Raw genomic sequence first — 20,957 nt, 5'->3', positions numbered from 1 at the left:
GTCGACTCGTCGACTCAGTCCGTCTCTGGTGGGATCGTCACGTCCGGCTCTGCGATCTCGGGTTCGGTCGGTGTCGGCTCACGCTCTCGGCCGCGCAAGAGGAGGTAGACACCGCCTCCGAGCGCCAACCAGCCGAGCGCGAGGAGCCACGTGATCGGGTCGATGAACAACCCGAGCAGGAGGTTGCAGACGATGCCGAGGATCGGCGGCAGTGGGTAGTAGGGGATCTCGAAGGGGCGTTCGAGGTTCGGCTGTTGTCGGCGGATGCGGATCACCGCGAGGTTGACGACGACGAAGCCGAGAAGCGAGAAGAGGCTGGCGAGGTTCCCGACCGTCCGGATCGGAACGACGACGACCGCGAGCAGCATGACCGCCGCACTCGCCAGCACGGCGACGAACGGCGTCCCGAAGCGCGCGTGGAGCCGACCCAACTGCGCCGGTAGCTGTCGTTCCCGGCCCATGGCGAACGCGACGCGACTGGAGCCGATGACGACCGCGTTCAGCGCACTGATCGTCGAGAAGACCGCGCCGAAGGCGATCAGTGCCGCGCCGGTACCGATCACCGGGAAGGTCGGCATGAACCCTTCGGCCGCCTGCGCGATGGCCGTCTCGCCCGCGCCCGCGAGGCCCGGTACCCCGAGAGTTCCGATGGCGACGAAGACGACGAGCAGGTAGACGACCACCGTCACCAGGACCGACAGGAGGATCGCACGCGGGATGTTTTTGCGTGGGTTCTCGACCTCCTCGGTGACGGTAGCGATGAGGTCGTACCCCTGAAACGCGATGAACGTCAGCCCCATCGCCGGGAGCAGCGAGACGGCACCCCCCGACGGGAAGAACGGGTCGAACTCGCCGACGCCGGCGGCCGTCAGGCCGAACGCGATGAACACCCCGAGGATGGCGAGTTTGACCAGCGTGACGACCGTCTCCGCGCCGCCGCTGGCCTCGGTCGAGACCGCGTTGAGCGCGACGAGGACGACGACCGAGGCCAGCGCGTACGCGACCGGCGGGCCGGGGAGGTGGACGCCGTAGATTTCGATGAACTCCACGAAGTTCGCCGCGAAGCCGAGCGCGTACAGCGCGCCGGCCACGATGTAGGTGAACCAGCGCGTCCAGCCCATGACGAACGCGACCGGGGCGGAGAACGCCTCCCGGACGTAGGCGTACCCCCCGCCGTTCCGGGGGATCGCACTCGCCAGTTCGCCGTACGACAGCGCGGTGAACGTCGTCACCCCGCCGTTGAGTGCGAACGCGAGGATCGCGGCGGCGCCGGCCGTCTCGACTGCGAGCCCGGTGAGGACGAAGATCCCCGCACCGATCATCGCTCCGATGCCGACCATCGTCGCGTCGAGCAGTCCGAGACTCGCCGCCGGTGATCTGTCTCCCGAGTAGCTCACGACGTACGCCTCCGTGACGTTGCACTGTCACGGTGTCACGTAGCACGCTATAAATCCTCGCACGAGCCGTCCCGGACGTCGGCGTCACGCGAACCACCCGCGTCGCACGACAGTTAGTAACCGTTATACGCCGGGTGGCCAATCTTCGTACCATGCAACGACGCGCTGTGGCGATCTACGCCGTACTCTTTCTGGTGATCGGAGTAGGGTCGTACACACTCGTCACGACGGGACAACAGCCGTCGATCTCGTTCGACGATCCGGAGCACAGCCTGTCGCAGGGTGACACGCTCACGGTGAACGAGCGGACGTACACCGTGAGTGCGCTGGACGCGTCCACCTCCGGCGGCGATCACGGATCGCCGGTGACGATCACGCGGGAGGCGACGTTCGCGTGGACGAACGAGTCGGCCAGACAGACCGCCGAGTTGGAGAACGGGACGGTCGTCCCCTATCAGAACGACGACTACGTCGTGTTGACGCCGGACTCGGAGAACGACACGGCGTTCACGCTCCGCGAGGAGATCAACCGGACGGCCATCCTGCAGGACGATCCGAACGCCGAGAACGAACTCGCCACACAGGACGGCCAGAAGTACGTCGTCGTGACGGAGAACGGCTCCCGGACGCTCGTCGAACCGAGCGAGTACTTCCCGACCCCGGCGACCGAGGAGGTCGCGGTCGGCGACCAGTTCGCCTACGAGGGCAACCAGACGACCGTCGCCACGGTCGGCACCGAGACGGTCACGCTGGAGTGGTTCGGCCCCGAGCAGAACACCGTCAGCGTCACCAGCGAGTCGAACGTCACGCTGAACGGCCAGCAGTACGTCGCGCTCATGCCCAACAACGAGACGCTCCTGCTGGAGAGCGACTACGGTACCTACCAGACCGAAGTCAACGCCATCGACAGCTACAACGAGCGGACGAGTGGGCTGTGGGGCGTGACCATCCTCAGCGGCGCGGCGGTCATCTTCGTCGTGATGCTGGCGTTCCTCCCCTCGCGGTACTGAGCGGGACCCAGCGTTTGTTTTCACCTGCGGAGTGGCGACGCTCTCGGCGTATCGCCGATAAATTCGTTCGCCGCCGTGTCGTCGACCGGGCCACGTCACCGAGCGTCGACAGGCGGGCGTCCGACGATGCGGACAGGTAGAAGGGTCTCCGGTCCCAACCGGCGGGTGTGCCCGACGCCGACCCGCCGACACCGGACGACATCGACGACACGCCGACCGTCTCCTGTGCACGCTGTGAAGACGAGTGGGACCTCGCGTACGAACTCGACGAACTCTCGCTCGGGAACCAGTCGTTCGAGCAGTTCGCGCTGGACCACGAGCGCCACACCGGTCACTTCCCGGACGGCGTGACCCCGTGGATCGTCACCTGCAAGCAGTGTCCCGCGACCGAGCGGTTCCTCTCGGAGACACCTGCGCGTCGGTGGGCCGAGACACACTCCCGTCACACTCGCCACTCGGTCGGCATCGAGTACAGCGACGACGCCGAGTTCGTGATCGAGTCGGAGTGAGACGGCGTCGTCACTCTGTCTCGGTGATCGACGAGAGCGGCCCCGACGCGATTTGAACCAGTCACAGACGTTCCTGCTCGCTCCCGTCGGTCACTGCGTGGGCGTGCGACTGTTCGTGTTCACACCCCGCGTAACCGCTTCGCTCGTCACGTTCGTTCCTCACAGAAGCGGACCCGACGGGATTTGAACCCGCGACATCTTGGTCCGGAACCAAACACTCTGTCCACTGAGCTACGGGCCCTCGAAGACCGATACTCCGCACAGCGGTTTAACGGTTGTGAACTACGGGGCTGGCTCGTCTGCGTCGTGCTCTCCGGTCGACTCTCCGACTCGCCCGTCGCTCTCCTCGCTCCCGGCGTCGATCACCGACCGCTTCCACGTCCCGCGGGTGAACCACGCCGCCGCGAGGATCGCTCCGAGAATCTGCCCGACCGCCATCCCGATCCAGATCCCGGTCTCGGCGAAGCCGTACTCGAACGACAGCAGGTAGACGATTGGCACCCGACCGAGCCACAACGCGACCAGCGAGAAGGCGAGTGCCGTCTTGGTGTTGCCCGCCCCGCGATACGCGCCCAGCACGACCTGCAGAACGCCGATGAACCCGAACTCGAACGCCCGGATCCGGACGTACTCGACGCTGAACTGGACCGTCGCGACCGCGTCCGCGCCGGTCGTCCCGACGAAGATAGAGACGATCGGTTCCGCGAAGAAGTACGCGACGACCCCCGCGACGACCATCACCCCGGCACCGACCGACGCCGCGAGGTAGACCGCCCGCTCCGCCCGCTCCGGCTTTCTCGCCCCGAGGTTCTGCCCGACGATGGTGTTCGTCGCCCGACCCAGACCCAGCGCCGGGAGGAAGATCAGCGAGGTGAGTCGGTTGCCGAGTCCGTACGCGGCGACGACCTCCGGCGCGAAGGAGATGACCATCACGGTCAGGGTGATGAACCCCAGCGCGGTCGCGGACTGCTCGACGGCACTCGGGACCCCGATCCGGACGATCTGGCGGACGTACTCGATCTTGGGGCGGAAATCCGCGACCGAGACGCTCGGGCCGGCGGAGGTGCCGAACAGGATGTAGACGCCGATGACCGTAGCGATCCCACGCGAGATGATCGTCGCCAGCGCCGCCCCCTGGACGCCCAACTCGGGCGCGCCGAACCAGCCGAAGATCAGGATCGGGTCGATGACGACGTTGACCAGCACCGAGACCGCCATGACGACCATCGGCGCGCGGGTGTTGCCGTAGCCGCGCATCAGCGCCGAGAAGACGAAGAAGCCGAACAGAAACGGAAGCCCGAGGAAGAACACCGACATGTACTCCCCGGCCAGGGGGATCACGTCCGCGCCGGTGCCGGCGGAACTCGGCAGGACCGACAGCATCGGATCGGTGAGGAGGAAGCCGGCGACGCCGACTGTCACCGCGATCAGCGTGATGAAGGAGAGCGTCTGCCCGGCGACGGTGCCGGCCGACCCCTCCGACTGCGCGCCGGTGTACTGCGCGACGAGTGTCGACCCGGCGACCGTGAACCCGCCCCCGACAGAGATGAACAGGAAGATGAGTGGGAAGGCGAGGCTGATCGCCGCGAGCGCGTCGGTCGAGTAGCGACCGAGCCAGAAGGTGTCCGCGAGGTTGTACGCCACCTGGAGCAGTTCTGTGACGATGATCGGCCAGGCGAGCGCGACCATCGGACGTTTCAGGTCGCCCTCGGTCAGCGACCCGGCGGTGGAGGGACTGGACACAGGATAGTGGCGAGGCGAGCGGCGGGTTTCAACGCATCGAAACGTGGGCCGGGTTGCCGGTGGGTGTCACGGTGTCGTCGCGCGGTGACGACCGGGAGTTCGGCGAGGGGAGAGTGAGTCGACGACCGCGTCAGGGCGCTTCGCCGGACTTGATCGAGAAGTCGGCACGCGGGTACGCGACGCAGGTCAGCGTGTAGCCGTCGTCGAGTTCGGCGTCGTCGAGCATCTGCTGGTTGTCGTGGACGACGTAGTCCTCGGAGTTGCCGCCGTTCGTGATCTGCCCGGCACAGGAGACACACTGGCCCTGCCGACAGGCGTAGGGGAGGTCCATCCCCTCGTCCTCGCCGGAGTCGAGCAGGGGCTGGTTGTTCGGGACCTCGATGGTGGTCCCCTCCTTGATGAACTCGACCTCGAAGTACTCGATCTCGTCGTCGGGGATGTCGGCCGGGCCGACCTCCTCCTCGACTGCTTCGCCCTCGAGTTCGGCACCCTCGCCGGCCTCGCCGCCGATCGCCGCCGCCGGCGCGCCGCCGCCGATGGAGCGGTTCATCGGTTCGGGGAAGTCGGTCTCCGGGACCGTCTCGGCCCGGCGTTCTAAGACCTCCTGTGCGATGTCCTGTCGGGACTCCCAGCCAGTCCCGCGCGAGTAGTGGAGTATGACCACGGTGAGCGTCAGCATCGCGCCCAGCGCGAACCCCACCGGACTGAAGAATTCGGCCATGCGCGCTGGTATGAAACGTGGGTTTAACAGGATTGCGATTGCCGGGTCGCTCCGGTAAGTGGATTACGGCGTGGACGTCTCTGTAGACTGGGTCGACTCGGTTGGCGGTGGGTACTCGGTTGAGTGAGTTGGATACGGGAACTCGGTTGGATCGGTCGTGAACGACGAGCGGTGAAAGCCCCCGGTCTCTCGATGGCCCGCGACTCGTTTCGCGCTTCCCTCAGGCTGGCGAGCAAGCCCGCCAGCCCTCAGTCCAGTGCTTACATCGTCGGGGGCCAGTCGAGAGACCGGCCCTTTCAGTCCTGCCCGAACTGAGTGACCCATCACGTCGCTACTTATCCTCACCCGATTTCGCATCGCTGGTCTGCAACCCGGTCGTCGCAGTAGTCCCCGAGCCTCCCCGACTGCTGCCGAACCGACCTGCGAGCAGACCACTCGCTGTCGCTCGGGTCCTGCTCGGTGTCGGTCGTCAGCAGATCGCGTCCGATCCGGGTTCCCGGTTCTCGTCGCACTGGTCGGGTGACCCGCGTTGCGTGAGATTGCACCTCGAAACCGGCGCGCGCGAGAAACGCGTGCGAGGGAGGCTGGCGCGTTCATGCGCCAGCCGAGGCTGGGGAGGGCCGAGGTGCGGTTGCTGTCGCGGTTGCGGAGGCGGGTGCGGTTCCTCGCGCTACGACTCGCGGCGGTCGCGGTCGCGGATGCGGTCGCTGTGCTGTCGCGGTCGCAGTCTGCGGTGCTGTCGCGGTTTGGGGTGCAGTAGTTGCCGGAGTCGCGGTCTGCGGTGTGGTAGCTGTCGACGTCGCGGTCGTGATCTGTGATCCAGTAGCCGTCGAGATCGTAATCGACGAGACGAACACTCCCATCCTCTCGCACCGCGAACACTTAACACACGTCCGGAACACCACGCAGTATGTCGAACGCACACGACGGCGCGGTGGCAGTGGTGACCGGCGCAGGCTCCGGGATCGGACGCGCGAGCGCACGGCGGTTCGCCGCAGACGGCGCGCAGGTCGTCGTCTCGGACGTGGATCGCGAGGGCGGCGCGGAGACGGTCGACCTGATCGAGGACGCCGGCGGCGAGGCGACCTTCGTCGCCTGCGACGTGACCGACCAGGCAGACATCGACGCCCTGTTCCGGGAGACCGTCGAGACCTACGGCCCGCCGGACGTCGCGCACAACAACGCCGGCATCGAGGGGAAGACGGTGCCGACCCACGAGCAGTCCGACGAAGACTGGGCCAGCGTGATCGACGTGAACCTCACCGGCGTCTGGCGCTGTCTCAAAGCCGAGATCGCACTGATGGCCGAACACGGCGGCGGGGCGATCGTCAACACGTCCTCTATCGCCGGCCTCTCGGCGGGCGGACCGGCCCCCTACGTCGCCAGCAAGCACGGCGTGGTCGGCCTGACGCGCATCACCGCCGTCGAGTACGGCGACCTCGGTATTCGCGTGAACGCGGTCTGTCCCGGCGTGGTCGACACGCCGATGATCGACCGCTCCAGCGACGCCGGCTTCGGCGACCGCCTCGACGCCATCGTCCAGACGAACCCCATCTCCCGGAAGGCCGACCCGAACGAGGTCGCCGACGCGGTGGCGTGGCTGGCCTCCGAGGAGGCTTCGTACGTCACCGGCCACGCGATGACCGTCGACGGCGGGTTCATGTCGCAGTAACGTCCCGCCAGACCGACCGAGGCGACTGTCCCCCGTCAGATTGAACAGCGCGCCCGGTGTCTGGCCGGTATGCCCGGAGCAGCCTTCCTCGTCGGCGACCGCGTCACGCTCACGACCGTCGAGTCCGACGACGTCGCCTTCCTCCGCGACGGCGTGAACCACCCCGAGGTGCGCGCACTCGTCGGCCAACCGTTCCCAACTAACCTCGACCAGGAGCACAGCTACTGGGAGGACGTGACCGAGCGCTCGGACGCGGTGCAGGTGCTGATAACCGTCTCCCGCGAGGCGGCCGAGACCGACGCGGAGGGCAGTGACGACGCCGACGACCGCGTCCCAGTCGGCGTCGTGGAACTCGACCCGGTGGATCGGGAGACCGGCGTCGCGGATTTGGGCGTCTGGATCCACCCGGCCCACCACCGACAGGGGTACGCGAGCGAGGCCATCGAACTGGTGGTCGGCTACGCCTTCGACGAACTCCGGATGCACAAGGTGACCGCGAACGCGTACGCCCGAAACGAGGCCTCTCGTCGGATGCTGGCGTCGCTCGGCTTCGTGGAGGAGGGTGTCGGGCGCGAGGACGCGTTTCTGGATGGAGCGTACCACGACACCCACTACTTCGGCGTCCTCGACGCCGAGTGGCGCGAGCGAGACGCCGAGTGAGAGGCGCCCTGCGACTGTGACCGCGTCGAACGCTCGACAGCGACAGCCTCGGTGACCGCGACAGTCTCCACGACCACGACAGCAACCGCCGCGATTGCTAGCGCAGGGAACCGCACCGCAACCCGCGAACCGCACCAGCACCGCACCTCGGTCCTCCCCACCCTCGAATCGCTCTCCGCACCGCCCGCGATTCTCCCTCGCGCACGTTCCTCGCGCGCGCCAGATCCTGGGTCGATCTCGCCCCAACGTCTTTAGGTCGATCCCGCCCCAACGTCTTAGCCCTCTCCCGTCGTCGCAACCGACATGGACCCCAAACAGTTCCTCTTCGTCTCGGCCGACGCCGCGCTGATCGGCGACGTCGCGTGGCAGGTCGCCCGCGAGGGCCACGACGTGCGCTACTACATCGAGGCCGAATCGGATCGGGAGATCGCCGACGGCTTCGTCTCGAAGACCGACGACTGGCGGAGCGAGGTCGAGTGGGCGGACACGATCATCTTCGACGACATCTGGGTCGGCAGCGAGGTCGGCACCGGCGCACTCGCCGAGGAGTTGCGCGCCGAGGGCCACCACGTCGTCGGCGGGACGCCGAACACCGACCGACTGGAGGACGACCGCGGCTACGCGATGGAGGTGCTGGACGACCACGGCATCGAGACACTCCCCCACCGCGAGTTCTCCGATTTCGGCGAGGCCATCGACTACGTCGAGTCGAACCCCGCGCCCTACGTGATCAAGCCCCTCGGCGAGGTGCAGAACGTCAAGCGCCTGCTGTACGTCGGCAGGGAGGACGACGGGAGCGACGTGATCGACGTGCTCCGGGCCTACGAGAAAGCGTGGGGCCACCGGATGGCCGGTTTCCAACTCCAGCGCCGGGTCGAGGGCGTCGAAGTCGCTGTCTGTGGCTTCTTCGACGGGGAGAAATTCGTCGAACCGATCAACCTCAACTTCGAGCACAAGAAGCTCTTTCCGGGCAACATCGGTCCCTCGACCGGCGAGATGGGCACCTCGATGTTCTGGACCGGCCGCAACCGACTGTTCCGTCGCACGCTCGGCAGACTCGAAGACTGGCTGGCAGAGGAGGGGTACGTCGGCAGCATCGACGTGAACTGCATCGTCAACGACACCGGCATCTCCCCCCTCGAATTCACGCCCCGGTTCGGCTACCCGACCATCGTCCTGCAGGAGGAGTCCTTCGAGACGCCGACCGGCGAGTTCTTCCACCACCTCGCGCGCGGCGAGGACCCAGAGTTGGACGTCCACGGCGGCTACCAGATCGCGGTGCGGGTCTGCGTCCCGCCGTTCCCCTTCGACGACGAGGCGACCTTCGGAGAGAACTCCCGGAACGCGGCGGTCGTCTTCGAGGAGGGGTGGGACCGTGCCGGCGTCCACATCGAGGACACGAAGAACGTCGACGGCCAGTGGCGCGTGGCCGGCGAGTCCGGCATCGTCCTCGTCGTCACCGGGATGGGCGAGACGATGGCCGACGCCCGCCAGCAGGCGTACGACCGCGTGGACCGGATCATCGTGCCGAACATGTACTACCGCGACGACATCGGCGAGCGCTGGATCGATGGCGACGGCGACCGGTTGCAGGCGTGGGGCTACCTCGGCCCGGAGTGAGCGAGTTCGGCGGCCGGTGCGTCCACACGTCTGTCGGCGGCGGCGACCGAGCAAAGAGCTATCACACCTCACGACAACCGACCAGCAGTCATGACGCCCCACCGAACAGACGCACGCCACGGGGCGGGCGTCGTACAGAACCGCCCGACGCGAGGAGGATAAGCCGTGCCGGACTACCGGGCCATCGAGGACGCGGGCGTGACGATGCTCTCGTTGCTCGAAGACCGGATGGGCCGCGATCCGGGCGACCCCGAGTCGCCCGAGAAGCCGATCACCGACGCCCAGATCGCACTGGTGTCGCCGGGCGAGGTGACCGAGACGACACGGGGCAACGAGGACCCGATCCGCCTGTCGCTGTACCTCTACCGGGTCGAACCGAGCGAGGGCCTGGCGAACCAGCCCACCCGACAGATCGACGCGACGACCGTCAGAGACGCGCCACTCGCCCTGGACTGCTACTACCTGCTGACCGCGTACCCCGGCGAGGGGACGCAGGACCCGAGTACGAACCGCCACCAGCAACACCGCGTCCTGGGCCGGGCGATGCAGGTCCTGCGCGACGAGGCCGTGATCCGCGAGGGCGACCTCTCCGGGACCCTCCGGAGTCCGCTGCACGTCTCGCCGGTCGCCCAGCCGATGGCCGAGGTGCTGGACATCTGGAACACCTTCGAGGACCGCCCGTACCAGCCCTCGGTGGCGTATCTCGTCTCGCCGGTCGAGATCGACCCCGCCGAGGATCGCGAGGTCGACCGCGTCCTCGAACGGCAGACCCACTACCGCGTCCGGGACCACGTCGCCGAACGCGCCGCCGAGAACGGCAGTGGTGACGACGGTGACGGCGATGACTGACGCGACTCCGAGGGCACGCGATGACTGAGACGACCCCACGCTGGCGCTCGGTCGCGGTCCGGACCACGCGGGTCTCGATCGTCGTCAGCGTCGTGGACGACGACACCGGCGAGCGGATTCCGACCGCACGGGTGGAACTCGCCGACGAGACGCCACCGACCACCGTCTCCGGCGGCTACCACGTCTTCACCGACCTCGGTCCCGATCCGGTCGAGATCAGAGTGACCGCACCGGGCTACGACGAGGCGACCCCGACCGTGACGCCGGTCGCACCGACCGAGACCGACGCCTCGGCGTTCGTCACCGAGGTCCAACTGACGAACGACTGAGCCCCCGATCTGCTCCGGTCCGCGCCGCCGGACTTCGGTTCGCCCTCACGTCTACCGATTTCGGTTCGCTCCCGTGCCGACCGACTTCTGCTCGCCCTCACGCCGACCGACTTCGACTCACTCCTACGCCGACGCAGTTTGTTGCGTCTGCGCGCCTTTTCACCCGCCGTTTCCTCTCCAAATTCTGGCACAGCTATTCCGTACAAAATTATTTATAGGCAAACTGGGATACGTCAACATGCACCACAATTCGAACTCGTGGCGCGGGGAGCAAGCGTGATTCGATGCCAGAGTACCGCACACCTGGCGTCTACATCGAGGAGCGCGACACCGGTCCGAGACCGATAGCCGGCGTCGGGACGAGTACGGTCGGTATGTTGGGCCGAACCGAACGCGGTCCCACGGAGCCGCGACTCGTCACGAGTTTCTCACAGTTCCAGCGACTGTACGGCGGCTTCGACGCCACCGCTCGCGGCCGGTCGCTCGCGGACAGTTACACGGTCTTCGGCGTCGAGGGCTTCTTCCGAAACGGCGGCACCGAGTGCGTCTTCGGCAGAGTCGTCGGCGAGGACGCCACCCTCGGCGAGGGCTCGCTCGGTGCGGTCGAGGCACTGCTCGCAGTCTCGGAGTCCACCGTCGACTTCGGCGACGTGGTGACGGGCCACGCGCCGACCCGGACCGTCACGCTCTCGAACCCCGGCGAGGCGGGCGACCCGGCGGTGACGGTCGACGGGGACGACTTCACCCTGACCGTCACCGAGGGCGCGGACGACGAGTTCGCGGTTCTCACGCCGGCAGACGCCGACTTCCCGCTGACCGTCGCCCCCGGCGGGAGCGTCGACGTGACCGTCGAACTGACGCCGGCCGACGCGACCCCGAAGGCGGCGACACTCGTCGTCGACCACGACGGGACGAACGCCCCGGCTCGCGTCACCTTCGCCGGCACCGGCGTCGGTCCGACCGCCGACCAGTTCGGCGTCGACCCGGGACAGATCGACTTCGGCGCGGCGGTCGACGGCCACCAGCGCACCGAGACCGTGACGCTCCGGAACCTGAACGCGGGCGGTGGCGGGGACCTCCCGCTGACGGCCGGCGAACTGTCGGTCGTCGACCCCGACGGGAACGGCGAGGAGGCGCACTTCTCGGCGGCCTTCCCCGACGGCGAACCGGGCGCAGTGCCGGCCGGCGGCACCGCCGACGTCGAGGTGATGTTCTCACCCGACAACGCGCCGGGTGACGTGGACGTGGAACTCCAGATCGCCACCCCCGCCGGCGGGGCGACCGTCGTCCTCACGGGGACCGGCGTCGGGCCGACCGACGGCGCACTCGGCGTGCCGACCGTCGCGACCCCGACGCTCGACTTCGGGACGCTGGTCGCCACCGACCAGACGAGTGCGACGATCACGCTGACGAACCTCGGCGACGGCGACCCGGCCGCCGGACACGCCGCGATCGAGGTCGACCCGGCGGGTATGGAGGTCGTCGCCGATCCGAACGCCGACCCGGCGGTCGACGACTTCACCGTCCTCGGCCCGGAGACGGTCCCGACGCTCGCACCCGGCGGCCGCGTCGCGGTCGAAGTCCGGTTCGACCCGACCGCGACCGGCACCCGCGCCGCACAGCTCCGGGTTCCCTTCGAGGCCGGCGGCGCGGCCGGCACCGCGACCGTCGCGCTGACGGGCGAGGCGGTCGAACCTGCCCCGATCACGCTCGACGCGGAGCGACTCGACTTCGGCCGCGTCGAAGCCGGCGAGTCGGCGGACCGGACGCTGGTGGTGACGAACGCGGCCGAACCGGGGGGGATGAACGTCCGCATCGACGCCGACGACGTGACGATCACGGACCCGAGCGGCGACTCCCCGTTCGCGCTCACGGTCACCGACGCCGGCGGCAACGCGCCCGCCTTCCCGGTCGACCTCGCGCCGGGCGACTCGCTCCACGCCGAGGTGACGTTCGTCGCCGAGGACCTCGCCCCCCGGACCGCGACACTCGCGGTCGCCTACGAGGGCGACGCGGGCGCGAACCCACGCGAGACGGTGACCGTCCCGCTCTCGGGGAACCGCGACGTACTGGACGTGGAAGCCGTCGGTCCCGGCGCGTGGGGCGAGCGCATCGCGGTCGCGGTCGACGACGGGAGCCTGTTCGATCCGGCGCGCAACCAGTTGTTCAAGCTGACCGTCCGGTACTGGTCGAATCCGGCGGACGCGGCGACCGCCCGGCAGTACGGCGGCGATCCCGAAGCCGACGACCGGGTGCCGGACCCGACCGTCGAGGAGGTCTACGACGACCTCTCGCCGGTCCAGTCGTCGGCCGACTTCTACGAGAACCGCCTCGCGTCGTCGGCACTCGTCGCGGTCGACCAGGTCGCAGACGGGCGACCGGAGTCGACCGAGGAGCCGATCTGGCTCGGTTCGGCCGCCGACGGCCGCGTCCCGATCTTGGAGGATTACGACGGGACCGCCGACCCGGCGTGGCGGCCCGACGACGAGCGCACGGGATTGGACGCCTTCGTCGCCGAAGACGAGATCGCCATCGTCTGCGTGCCGGACGAGCGGTCGGTGACGAACGACGCCGGCGACCCCGTGTTGACGCAGGCCATCGTGGACCACTGCGAGACGCTGGCGGATCGGTTCGCCGTGTTGCAGGCACCGCAGGTCGCGGAGCCACCCGGCGACCTCTCGCCGCCGCGCGACTCGGAGTACGCCGCGTTCTACTACCCGTGGATCGAGACGACGAACCCGGCGACGAACCGCTCGACGCTGGTGCCGCCGGGGGGCTACGTCGCGGGCATCTACGCCCGGAGCGACACCGACCGGGGTGTCCACAAAGCGCCCGCGAACGAGATCGTTCGCGGGGCGAACGGCCTCCAGCGGACGATCACGAAGGGCGAACAGGCGCAGTTGAACCCGCGGGGGGTGAACTGCATCCGGAGTTTCCCCGGTCGGGGCATCCGGGTGTGGGGCGCGCGGACGACCTCCAGCGATCCACTGTGGAAGTACGTCAACGTCCGGCGACTGTTCCTCTACTTGGAGGAGTCCATCGACGAGGCGACGCAGTACGCGGTCTTCGAGCCGAACGACGAGAGCCTGTGGGCACAGATCCGGCAGGCCGTGAGCAACTTCCTGACGACCACGTGGCGCAACGGGGCGCTGATGGGATCGACGCCGGAGGAGGCGTTCTACGTGAAGTGTGACGAGACGACAATGACACAGGACGACATCGACAACGGGCGACTGATCGTCGAGATCGGCGTCGCCCCGGTGAAGCCGGCGGAGTTCGTCATCTTCCGCATCTCCCAGAAGACCGGGGAGGGGGCGTAGATGCCGGACCGACACGGGCCCTTCCGGAACTTCCGGTTCCTGCTCGAGATCGAGGGCATCGTGCAGGCGGGCTTCTCGGAGTGTACGCTCCCGGAGTCCTCGACCGAGGCGGTCGAGTACCGGAACGGCAACGAACAGCCCACGGTCCGGAAGATCAAGGGACTGAACAGCTACGGCAACCTCTCCTTACAGTGGGGGATCACCGAGTCCACCGAACTGTACGACTGGTGGAAGACGGTCGAGAACGGCAACGTGGACGACGCCCGGCGACCCATCGCGGTCGTCGTGCAGGACGAGGTGGGCGACCCCGGCCCGCGCTTCCAGTTCCGCGAGGCGTGGCCCCGGCAGTACGACGCCCCGGACCTCAACGCCACGGGTAACGAGGTCTCCATCGAGTCCTTAGAGATCGTCCACGAGGGCATGGAGCGGAGCGCATGACCGGCGACACGCTCCAGACGGAGTTCCAGTTCACGCTCCCGAACGGCTTCGTGAGCGAGGACGGGACGCTCCACCGCGAGGGGACGATGCGACTGGCGACCGCCGCCGACGAGATTCTCCCCCTCAAGGACCCGCGCGTCAGGTCGAACGAGTCGTACCTGACGATCATCCTGCTCTCGCGGGTCGTCACCCGCCTCGGGAGTCTGCCGGACGTGACACCACAGACGGTCGAGAACCTGTTCGTGGCGGATCTCGCGTACCTGCAGGACATGTACGAGCGCGTCAACGACCGGGGGATGGACGCGGTGGACGCGACCTGTCCCGACTGCGGCGAGGCGTTCGCAGTGGAGATCGGCGGCGCGAGTGCGAGCCCCACCGACAGTTCCGAGCCACCGACGCAGGCGACCGAGACCGACGGCGGGACCGACTCACAGACACGGGGCGACTCGCAGTCGCGGTCGCGAGCCGCGAGTCGGGCGAGCGACCTGCCCACCGACCAGCCACCGGGCGACGACGGAGCGTCGGCGTCAGCCGACGCGATGGAGTCGCCACCCGCGAGCAGTGGGGGGCGGGAGCGCCGACTGCGACCACCGGACGACCCGACCGACCACCACCCGCGCGACGACACCGACGACACCGACGACTCCGGTGGTGGGGTGGGAAATCGCCACTCCCCGACGGCGGGGTCCCGTTCGGGGGACCGACGACCGGCGGGGGCGGGGCGGAACGACAGCCAGCAGGCGGCCGGTCGCTCCTCGACCTCCTCGGCGACGACGCGCCGGGACGACCCGGCGGCGTGAGTCGAGGCAGTCGACCGAGCGCCGGTCCCGCGAGCGACGGCGACGCCGGTCTCGACCGACTCTACGAGGAGGTCGCGTTTCTCGCGTACCACTTCGGGTGGAGCCACGAGACCGTGTTGACGATGCCCCACTGGGAGCGGCGGCGCTGGTGTACCGAGATCAGCCGGATCAACGAGCGTGTGAACGAGGGAGGGAACCGCCGATGAGTGAGCGACCGCGCCGAGCGACGAGTGTGCGCCCGGCCCCGGCGACGAGTGTACGAGGGACCGACCGATGAGCGTCGGCGCGCGCGACGACCCGTACCTCTCGTACCGGTTCGTCGTCCAGATCGACGCGCTGTTCGTCGGGGGGTTCTCCGAAGTCAGCGGCCTGTCGGTGCGGATGGACCCGGAGACCTACGAGGAGGGCGGCGTCAACGACCACGTCCACAAACTCCCCGGCCGAGCCGACTACCCGAACCTGACGCTCCGGCGCGGGATGACCGACTCCGCGACGCTCTCGCGGTGGACCCAGCGCACGGTCGACGGCGCGGTGACGCGCATGGACGGGGTGCTCTTCCTCCTGGACGAGACCGGCGACATCGGCTGGGGCTGGGCGTTCGTGGACGCCTACCCCGTCTCGTGGAGCGGGCCGGATCTCTCGGCCGACAGCAGTTCGGTGGCCGTCGAGACGCTGGAACTGGCCCACCACGGGCTTCGACCGGTCCCGGGACTCCCGCCGGGCGTCGGCACCGCACTGCAGGACATCGGGGGCCTGCTGGGGTGAGCGATGGCCGCCGACCAGTACCCCGACGCGACCGCCCATCTCCACGAGGAGTTGCGACTGCTGGACGACCGACTCCGGCGACGACTGCGTGACGACTCGCGGTCGGCCGGCACTGGCGACGACACACGGTCGGTGACCGGTGACGACTCGCGGTCGGCCGACAGCGACCGACCGGAAGCGCAGGAGTCGCCGCCCGCCGACAGCGAGACGGGCACGCGAGACGACACCCCACGCGAGCGCATCGACGCCCGCGTCTCGGCGAGCCACGACGCGGGTGTCCGACTCCCGCTGACCGACCTCGTTGCGGAGTTCGACCTGTCGCCGACCGAGCGGGACGCGCTGGTCGTCGCGGTCGCCCCGGCGGTCGATCCGGACTACGGCAGTCTGTTCGCCCACCTGCAGGACGACCGCCACAGCCGACGACCCACGGTCGGACTCGTCGGCGACCTGCTCGGCGAGTCGCCACGCGAGCGACTCGCGGTGCGGGCGCTGTTCGACCGCGAGGAGCCACTCCGAGCGACCCGACTGCTCCGACTCGGGGGCGACCCGGACGCGCCACGGGTGGACCGACCGATCGTCGCCGACGACCGCCTCGCCGACTTCCTGCTCGGCACCGACTCGCTTCCGGCGAGCCTCGCCGACTACTGTTCGGTGACGAGGCCGACCGCTCTCATCGACGACTTGCCGACCGATCGGGAGACCACCGAGCACATCCGGGTGATCGCCGAGCGAGTCGGTCCCGACGCCGACTCGACCGACTCGACGCCACAGCCTCCGACGACCGACGCGGTGTCGGCGAGGAAGGTCGACACGACGCTCGACGCCGACGAGACGACCGGGTTCACCGCCACGCTTCCCGCGCGGGCGGCGGTACGACCGCCACTGGTCCACCTCCACGGACCCACGGGAGTCGGCACCGAGCGAGCCGTGTCGGCGATCTGTGCCGAGCGCGGCGTCGACCGACTCCTTCGGTGTGACGCGGGTGGATTACTGTCCGGAGTCGCCGCCACGCGGGACACCGACCGCGCCGCGGCGGTCACGGAGCGACTTCGACTGCTGATCCGCGAGGCGCGACTGCGAGGCTGTCCGATCCACCTCCGGCGTGCCGACCTGCCGTTCGGCGACGACGCCGACACCGGCCCGGAGACGGGGCCGGCGACCGACGCGGACGACCTCGCGGCGACGGTCGTCGGCGTGCTAGATCGCGTGCCGGGACCGGTGTTCGTGACCGGCAGTGCCGACCTCCCGGCGAGTGCGCGCGTCCGGCCGACGACCCACACGGTCGTCACGGTCCGGTTCCCGGCGTCGGACTACGCCCGCCGCCTCCGGGCGTGGGAGTCGGTCGACCTGCCGGCGTCTGTCGATCCGAGCGCGCTGGCGGCGACGTTCCGCCTGACGCCCGGTGGCGTCGACCGCGCGGTCGCGCTGGCCCGGACACACGAGACGGTGGCCGGGGGAGCATTGACCCGCGAGGCCATCTACGCCGGCTGTCGGCAGGTGACCAGCGCGGCACTGGGGAGTCACGCGACGAAAGTCGAGCCGACCTTCGGCTGGGACGACATCGTCCTGCCAGCCGAACCGGCGCGGAAACTCCGGGCGGTCGCCGACCGCATCGCCGACGAGGGGCGGGTGTACGACGACTGGGGCTTCGCGGACCGCTACGCTCGCGGCGGGGGGGTCGCCGCGCTGTTCACCGGTCCCTCCGGTACGGGGAAGACGATGGCCGCCGAGGTGCTGGCCCGCGAGACCGGACTCGACCTCTACCGGATCGACCTCGCCAGCGTCGTCAGCAAGTACGTCGGCGAGACCGAGAGTCGACTCGGCGAGATATTCGACGGTGCGGCGGGCAGCGACGCCATCCTGCTGTTCGACGAGGCCGACGCCCTGTTCGGCAAGCGTTCTGAGGTGTCCGACGCCCACGACCGGTACGCGAACGTCGAGACGAACTACCTCCTCCAGCGCATCGAGAGCCACGACGGGACGGTCGTGTTGACATCGAACTTCCCGGAGAACATCGACGACGCGTTCCGGCGGCGACTCCACCTGACGGTCTCGTTCCCGCGGCCCGACCACGAGGCACGCGAGGCGATCTGGCGCGGTGTCTTCCCCGAAGAGGCCCCGGTCGCCGATCTGGACTACGACTTCCTCGCCTCCTTCGAGTTGACCGGCGGCGACGTGCGGAACGCCGCGCTGACCGCGGCGTTTCTCGCGGTGAGCGAGTCGGACACGGCAGCGACCGCGACTGCCGACCGAAACGGCGAGCACGCGAGCGACACGGGTCACGTCGAGACCTCTCGTGTCGAGATGCGCCACGTCGTCCCGGCGGTGCGTGACGAACTCCGGAAGACCGGGTCGCTGGTCGACCCCGCACAGTTCGGCGACTACTGGGAGGTCGTGAACTCGTGAGACGCACGACCGACGGCGACGGCGGTGACCGGGCGCAGAGCCCCCGGGCCGAACGAACGCGGTCGAAGCAGACGGACGACGCCTCGCGGTCGGTCCAGCACGCGCTGGGAGAGACCGGTCGGCGACTCCCGCCGGGACTCGCCGGGCGACTCGGCGCGCGGTTCGGCCACGACTTCGGGCGTGTCCGGGTCCACGACGGCCCGCGCGCAGATCGCTCGGCACGAGACCTCGACGCCCGCGCGTACACGGTCGGCGAGCACGTCGTGTTCGCCGGCGGGCAGTACGCCCCGGAGACCCCCGGCGGTCTCCGACTGCTCACGCACGAACTGGCACACGTCGTCCAGCAGTCCGGCGCGGAACAGACCGCAGTCCAGCGGTTCGCCGACGGGAGCGCGACCACCGGACCCGACGCGGTCGGCACGGTCGGCGCGGTGACCGGCAGTCGGCAGTCGGCGACCGACGCCGGCTTCGAGCGCGACGCAGATCGGGCGACGCGGGCACTGTTCCGGGGCGACCGGGTGACGGTCGGTCGCCGGAGCGCCGACCCGGTCGTGGCCCGGAAGCCGTGGGGGTCGTGCCCGCCCGGCAAGCGGCTGTCGGGGGGGCTCTGGACACGATACCACGCCGCCGAACTCGCCGGAATCGGACTCTACAGGAGCGTGCGGCCAGGACACCAGTTGCTGACGAACCAGGACCTGAGCGGCGTCGGACTCCGTGAGATGCCGACCGGTGGCGACCAGCGACTGATACACGCCATCTACGACCTGTTCCGGAGTCCGGGGACGCCGAGTCCGATCCAGCGCCCCAAGAGTGTCGACCCTCGGGCGGCGGACAGGGTGCCCGGCGAGGGGAGCCCACAGGAGATAATCGAGGGACGGGACGTGGAGAAAGAGCCACGCCGGCAGGTCCCCCGCGAACCGGACATCATCGATCTCGATCCGACAACGCGTGAGGTGTATGACGTGACGACGCGGAAGAACGCCTCGGCGAAGGCGAAGAAGATCGAACGTCAGTACGTCGCGCCGCTCAACTCGATTCTGAACGAGCGTGGCATCGGCGGGCCGCAGTTCAAAGCCGGGACGAGTATGCCGAAACCGGCGAACTACGTCGTCGGCCGTCCCCGAGGCGGCGGTGCCGGGACGCAGAACGTGGTCATCTGTTTCGGGCCGACCGACTTCGACGCGAACCCCGGTGTGCTGGCCTACGAGGTGATCCAGCGGAAACGCCGGCGACGGCGACGGAAACCCCATCCGAACCCGGTGTGGGTGCCGGTCACGCTCGCGGCGTGGTATCTCTCCAAACAACTCGAACAGGCGGGAAAGAAACTCGCCCAGAAACTCGGCAAGCGGGCCCTCGGTCCGGCCGTGCAGGTGGCGACCGTCCTCGCGGCGGTCGTCCTGTTGACCGGCGAGGCGCAGGCAGAGGTCTCGTTCGGCGGCGAGGGGAAAGACCCGCTCGTCGCGCTGTTCGAGTACCTGGAGAGCAACGGGACGCCGGTGCCGCCCGAGCTTCGAAAACGGATCGAGGCGAACCCCGAACTCCAGCAGCGACTCCGGAAGGCGGCGAGTGCGGGCAACCTCTCGGACGTGCAAAAGGAGTTGATGAGACAGACGACCCAGGTGATCAACGACAACCTCGACCAGTTCTCGGACGAGGACCTGCGGCGACTGGCGGAGGCCGCAGAGATCGCCTCCGGCGGGCAGACCGGCGGACAGGCACCCACGGTCGCGGAGTTGAAACGCGGCATCCAGCAGGCCCGCCAGACCAAACGACAGCGGGCGGGGACGACGGGCAAAGGGAGAGGGACGGGAGAAGGCGGGACCGAGTCCGGCGAAGGCGGGACGGAGAAGCCGCCCGAGACCGAGACGCCGGCGACACCCGAGACCGAGAAACTCCCAAAAGGTGACACGGGAGGCACGTCCGGAGAGAGCCCCGGCGGACCCGGCAGAGAGCGTGCGGAGACGAAGCAGATCCGCAAACTGCTCGACGACGCCCCGGACCACGTCGAGCGCCTGCTGAAACAGATGCTGGGTGGCCCGGAGGCGAAAGGACCGAAGCTGACGGCCGAGTTCGTCCGGAAGTTCGTCGCCACGACCGGGGGGTTGACCCCGGAGCAGGTCACTCGACTCGAAGGCTCGCTCCGTGAGATACGGGGCGAGTCGCTGGCGGAGATTCTCGCCGAACTCGAGAAGGCGGTGGCACGAGTGAAGCGATCGACTGCGACCGAGCGGGGGACAGCGGAGGGTGACACGGCGGAGCGTACGGAGAAGCCGGCGAAACCGGCGGCCCCGGCGGGCGGTCGGCAGCAACCGGAGACACGACAGACGCAGGACCCGGACGTGGACCGATACCCGCGACAGATGCGCGAGCAGATCCGTGGCTACGGGGCGGGGTGGAAGTCGGTCCCGGCGGGGGCGGTCCAACTCGTGTGGACCGAGCAGTCCGACGAACGAGCGAAGATTCGGGCGAAGGTCGAGCGCGGAGGGTCACACGACGCGACCGCAGTCGCGTACTTCCAGTTTGAGGGCGTGAAGTACGCGGCGGGCGTCACCGTCCGGATCACGGGCATGACCGACTCGGGGACGGTCTGTGAGATTCGCGGCTGGCGCGAGTTCGTCCCGGCGGACCCCGGGAGACGGTCGATTCCGTGGGAGCGCGTACTGAACCTCGGCATCGGCGATCGGGTGACCCTCTCGTCGACGGAGACACGGTGACACT

16 protein-coding genes, 1 tRNA gene and 1 pseudogene are annotated in these 20,957 nt (G+C 68.9%); 14 read left to right on the top strand and 4 right to left on the bottom strand.

The window, feature by feature from the left end; translation table 11 throughout:
* Positions 1-14 precede the first annotated feature (14 nt).
* Positions 15-1,397 (bottom strand): APC family permease, encoded by a 1,383-nt coding sequence (locus LI337_RS13875; protein WP_227230446.1) that lies wholly within the window; start codon positions 1,395-1,397, stop codon positions 15-17.
* Positions 1,398-1,549: 152 nt separating this feature from the next.
* On the opposite strand from LI337_RS13875, the gene LI337_RS13870 reads away from it, so the two are divergent.
* The gene (locus LI337_RS13870) at positions 1,550-2,407 is read left to right on the top strand and encodes a hypothetical protein (protein ID WP_227230445.1); all 858 of its coding nucleotides are present in this window, start codon (positions 1,550-1,552) and stop codon (positions 2,405-2,407) included.
* 167 nt (positions 2,408-2,574) lie between these two features.
* Positions 2,575-2,916 (top strand): DUF8062 family protein, encoded by a 342-nt coding sequence (locus LI337_RS13865; protein ID WP_227230444.1) that lies wholly within the window; start codon positions 2,575-2,577, stop codon positions 2,914-2,916.
* Between the two features lie 168 nt (positions 2,917-3,084).
* Here the strand turns inward: LI337_RS13865 and LI337_RS13860 are convergent.
* From LI337_RS13860 to LI337_RS13850, 3 genes are all read right to left on the bottom strand, one after another.
* Positions 3,085-3,157: transfer RNA gene (locus tag LI337_RS13860), tRNA-Arg, on the bottom strand.
* Positions 3,158-3,198: 41 nt separating this feature from the next.
* A complete protein-coding gene (locus LI337_RS13855) occupies positions 3,199-4,605 on the bottom strand; it encodes an MATE family efflux transporter (RefSeq protein ID WP_227230904.1) in 1,407 nt (468 codons plus the stop codon).
* A 184-nt stretch (positions 4,606-4,789) separates the two neighbouring features.
* On the bottom strand, positions 4,790-5,380 hold the full coding sequence (locus LI337_RS13850; RefSeq protein ID WP_227230443.1) for a 2Fe-2S iron-sulfur cluster-binding protein: 591 nt from the start codon (positions 5,378-5,380) through the stop codon (positions 4,790-4,792).
* 910 nt (positions 5,381-6,290) lie between these two features.
* On the opposite strand from LI337_RS13850, the gene LI337_RS13845 reads away from it, so the two are divergent.
* The 12 genes and pseudogenes from LI337_RS13845 (at position 6,291) to LI337_RS13790 (ending at position 20,953) form a co-directional block, all read left to right on the top strand.
* The gene (locus LI337_RS13845; protein ID WP_227230441.1) at positions 6,291-7,052 is read left to right on the top strand and encodes an SDR family NAD(P)-dependent oxidoreductase; all 762 of its coding nucleotides are present in this window, start codon (positions 6,291-6,293) and stop codon (positions 7,050-7,052) included.
* A 69-nt stretch (positions 7,053-7,121) separates the two neighbouring features.
* Positions 7,122-7,712, top strand: a complete 591-nt coding sequence (locus LI337_RS13840) for a GNAT family N-acetyltransferase (RefSeq protein ID WP_227230440.1) — start codon at positions 7,122-7,124, stop codon at positions 7,710-7,712.
* 303 nt (positions 7,713-8,015) lie between these two features.
* Complete coding sequence (locus LI337_RS13835; protein WP_227230439.1) at positions 8,016-9,332, top strand: phosphoribosylglycinamide synthetase C domain-containing protein; 1,317 nt, start codon at positions 8,016-8,018, stop codon at positions 9,330-9,332.
* 165 nt (positions 9,333-9,497) lie between these two features.
* Positions 9,498-10,181, top strand: a complete 684-nt coding sequence (locus LI337_RS13830; RefSeq protein WP_227230438.1) for a Pvc16 family protein — start codon at positions 9,498-9,500, stop codon at positions 10,179-10,181.
* A gap of 20 nt (positions 10,182-10,201) precedes the next feature.
* On the top strand, positions 10,202-10,510 hold the full coding sequence (locus LI337_RS13825; RefSeq protein WP_227230437.1) for a carboxypeptidase regulatory-like domain-containing protein: 309 nt from the start codon (positions 10,202-10,204) through the stop codon (positions 10,508-10,510).
* 374 nt (positions 10,511-10,884) lie between these two features.
* Positions 10,885-13,830 carry a choice-of-anchor D domain-containing protein gene (locus tag LI337_RS13820; protein WP_227230436.1) on the top strand — a complete coding sequence of 982 codons (2,946 nt, stop codon included), beginning with the start codon at positions 10,885-10,887 and terminating at the stop codon, positions 13,828-13,830.
* Positions 13,831-14,268 (top strand): phage tail protein, encoded by a 438-nt coding sequence (locus tag LI337_RS13815; protein WP_227230435.1) that lies wholly within the window; start codon positions 13,831-13,833, stop codon positions 14,266-14,268.
* Complete coding sequence (locus LI337_RS20305) at positions 14,265-15,068, top strand: hypothetical protein (protein ID WP_227230434.1); 804 nt, start codon at positions 14,265-14,267, stop codon at positions 15,066-15,068. Before LI337_RS13815 ends, LI337_RS20305 begins: the two co-directional genes overlap by 4 nt.
* A pseudogene (locus LI337_RS13805) lies at positions 15,065-15,259 on the top strand (DUF6760 family protein); the annotation flags it as partial. The gene LI337_RS20305 and the pseudogene LI337_RS13805, both read left to right, overlap by 4 nt.
* Positions 15,260-15,341: 82 nt before the next feature.
* Positions 15,342-15,833, top strand: a complete 492-nt coding sequence (locus LI337_RS13800; protein ID WP_227230431.1) for a phage tail protein — start codon at positions 15,342-15,344, stop codon at positions 15,831-15,833.
* 3 nt (positions 15,834-15,836) lie between these two features.
* Entirely contained in the window at positions 15,837-18,239 is a 2,403-nt protein-coding gene (locus LI337_RS13795; protein ID WP_227230430.1) for an ATP-binding protein, read from the top strand.
* The gene (locus LI337_RS13790; protein WP_227230429.1) at positions 18,236-20,953 is read left to right on the top strand and encodes an eCIS core domain-containing protein; all 2,718 of its coding nucleotides are present in this window, start codon (positions 18,236-18,238) and stop codon (positions 20,951-20,953) included. The genes LI337_RS13795 and LI337_RS13790 overlap by 4 nt, the downstream gene beginning before the upstream one ends.
* Positions 20,954-20,957 lie beyond the last annotated feature (4 nt).

The organism is Salinirubrum litoreum (assembly GCF_020567425.1).
Taxonomy (GTDB): Archaea; Halobacteriota; Halobacteria; order Halobacteriales; family Haloferacaceae; genus Salinirubrum; species Salinirubrum litoreum.
The sequence above is the reverse complement of the archived record's forward strand: the minus strand, read 5'-3'. Positions and strand labels throughout refer to the sequence as shown.

What these genes read in the sequence shown, in the direction of transcription:
- LI337_RS13870 (WP_227230445.1), top strand. Translation starts at nt 1,550, where the DNA reads ATGCAACGACGCGCTGTGGCGATCTACGCCGTACTCTTTCTGGTGATC.
- LI337_RS13855 (WP_227230904.1), bottom strand. Translation starts at nt 4,605, where the DNA reads ATGGTCGCGCTCGCCTGGCCGATCATCGTCACAGAACTGCTCCAGGTG.
- LI337_RS13850 (WP_227230443.1), bottom strand. Translation starts at nt 5,380, where the DNA reads ATGGCCGAATTCTTCAGTCCGGTGGGGTTCGCGCTGGGCGCGATGCTG.
- LI337_RS13845 (WP_227230441.1), top strand. Translation starts at nt 6,291, where the DNA reads ATGTCGAACGCACACGACGGCGCGGTGGCAGTGGTGACCGGCGCAGGC.
- LI337_RS13840 (WP_227230440.1), top strand. Translation starts at nt 7,122, where the DNA reads ATGCCCGGAGCAGCCTTCCTCGTCGGCGACCGCGTCACGCTCACGACC.
- LI337_RS13835 (WP_227230439.1), top strand. Translation starts at nt 8,016, where the DNA reads ATGGACCCCAAACAGTTCCTCTTCGTCTCGGCCGACGCCGCGCTGATC.
- LI337_RS13825 (WP_227230437.1), top strand. Translation starts at nt 10,202, where the DNA reads ATGACTGAGACGACCCCACGCTGGCGCTCGGTCGCGGTCCGGACCACG.
- LI337_RS13820 (WP_227230436.1), top strand. Translation starts at nt 10,885, where the DNA reads ATGTTGGGCCGAACCGAACGCGGTCCCACGGAGCCGCGACTCGTCACG.
- LI337_RS13815 (WP_227230435.1), top strand. Translation starts at nt 13,831, where the DNA reads ATGCCGGACCGACACGGGCCCTTCCGGAACTTCCGGTTCCTGCTCGAG.
- LI337_RS20305 (WP_227230434.1), top strand. Translation starts at nt 14,265, where the DNA reads ATGACCGGCGACACGCTCCAGACGGAGTTCCAGTTCACGCTCCCGAAC.
- LI337_RS13800 (WP_227230431.1), top strand. Translation starts at nt 15,342, where the DNA reads ATGAGCGTCGGCGCGCGCGACGACCCGTACCTCTCGTACCGGTTCGTC.
- LI337_RS13795 (WP_227230430.1), top strand. Translation starts at nt 15,837, where the DNA reads ATGGCCGCCGACCAGTACCCCGACGCGACCGCCCATCTCCACGAGGAG.